Annotated in this window: 2 protein-coding genes; both read left to right on the top strand. The window is 63.6% G+C overall.

The window, feature by feature from the left end:
• Window positions 1-305: BON domain-containing protein (locus ACFFAR_RS21700; protein WP_375508440.1), on the top strand; the 305-nt coding region annotated here is incomplete at its 5' end.
• A 292-nt stretch (window positions 306-597) separates the two neighbouring features.
• Window positions 598-1,998 (top strand): 3-hydroxybutyrate oligomer hydrolase family protein (locus tag ACFFAR_RS21705; protein WP_375508441.1); only part of this gene is annotated, 1,401 nt, incomplete at its 3' end.

A 1,998-nucleotide genomic window follows, 5' to 3' on the forward strand; every position in this document is an offset into this window, starting at 1 on the left:
CATCGAGCGCCTATGCTCAATCAAGCGATGCTGCGCCCTCGGACGCAATGTCGGCGAAGGCTGACGCCAAGACCATGAAGAAGACCGATCGCAAGCTCGGTCTCGATGTGCGCCGTGCATTGGGCAAGGCACAGGGCATCGACGTGTCGAACATCTTCGTACGCGCACGTAGCGGCGCCGTCGTCCTGACGGGTTCGGTGCCGGACGGCGCGCAGATCCCGAAGGCCGAAGAAATCGCGAAGGGCGTGGCCGGCGTGAAGTCGGTATCGAACAAGCTTTCGCTCGCACCGCAAAACGGTTCGTGATGCAGGCCTGAACCTCGGGCTCTCGGTAAGCCGCAGCGTTGTCCTTTTCAACGGCGCGGCCTGACGGGAATCGAGTGGTTCAAGAACGGGTTCCGGCGCCTTGCGCGCCGGAACCCGTTTTGTATTTGCGGTTCGGGTATTGCCGGGTAGTGGCGCTGCATCGGTTTGTGGTTGAGTGACGAGATTGCGCCGACCTTGCGCGGACCTTGCGGATTGCTCTCCCGCTTGATATTGGTTGTGTCCGTGGTCGGCGTATGGCGCGTTCAAACCGATAAAAATTCAGGGAGACACGATGAAGCGATTTCCGGTAGCCATGATGCTCGCCGCGCTGGTTGGCGCAGGCCTGGCGGCGTGCCACGGCAACGATGACGACCATGGCTCGCAGACCAATTCACTGCCGAGCTTCATCTCGGGCAGCGTGCGCACCCAAACCTACGACGGCAACACCGACGACCTCCTGACCGCGGGGCTGGGCAAGAGCGGGCTGGCATCGGCGAGTGCGCCTTCGGTTGCGAACGCGTCCTCGCCTACGGCTGCCGAACTCAGGCGGCTTGCGATCTACTCGAATTATCGGGCGCTCGTGGACATGTCCGCGAACGGCGGCTACGGGCGTTTCTGGGGGCCCAATGTCGATCTGAACGGCAACGATACCCTCGGCGAAGGCAAGATCGCAGGCAAGGAATATCTCGCATACGCCGACGATGGCAGCGGAAAGAAGAACGTGAGCCTCCTCGTGCAAATTCCGGCCAGCTTCAACCCGGACCAGCCGTGCATTGTGACGGCGGCATCGTCGGGGTCTCGCGGCGTGTATGGGGCGATATCGGCGGCGGGCGAGTGGGGATTGAAGCGTGGCTGCGCGGTGGCTTATACCGACAAAGGCAGCGGCAACGGCGCGCACGAACTCGCGACGAACCTCGTCACACTGATCGACGGCACCTTGTCCAACGCTACGGGCGCCGGCAAGACCAGCGAATTCACGGCGAGTCCGGGTGCGACGAGCATCGCTGCGTTCAACGCGCAATTCCCCAACAGGTACGCATTCAAGCACGCCCACTCGCAGCAGAATCCGGAGAAGGACTGGGGCACGAACACGTTGCAGGCCATCCAGTTCGCGTACTGGGCGCTCAACGATACCTACGGCGCAGTCGATGGCACCAACCACAAGACGCGCTACAACCGCGGCGACGTGACGACGATAGCGGCATCGGTGAGCAATGGCGGCGGTGCGTCGCTCGCCGCGGCGGAAGAGGACACGCAAGGCTGGATCACGGCGGTGGTTGTCGGCGAGCCGCAGATCAACCTGAAAGTTCCGTCGCAGGTGTCCGTGCGTCAGGGCGGCGTGCAGGTGGCATCGTTCGGTCGGCCGCTTGCTGATTACATGTCGCTTGCGAACCTGCTGCAGCCTTGCGCGGCGCTGGCCCCGGCAGCAGCGGGCGCGCCTTATCTGACGGCGCTGCCGCTGACTACGACGACGGCAATCCGCACGGCGCGATGTGCGTCGCTGGCGGCCAACGGCGTGATTTCTGGCGGCGATGTGATCAGTCAGGCAAACAGCGCGCTGGCCCAGCTTCATCAGGCGGGATATCAGACGGACTCGGACCTGCTGCAAGCGCCGATGTGGGATTCGCAGGCGGTGCCGGCGGTCGCCGTCACGTATGCCAACGCGTACACGCAGTCGAGCGTGACGGACAAC

The sequence above is a fragment of the uncultured Caballeronia sp. genome, assembly GCF_964243625.1.
Lineage (GTDB): Bacteria > Pseudomonadota > Gammaproteobacteria > Burkholderiales > Burkholderiaceae > Caballeronia.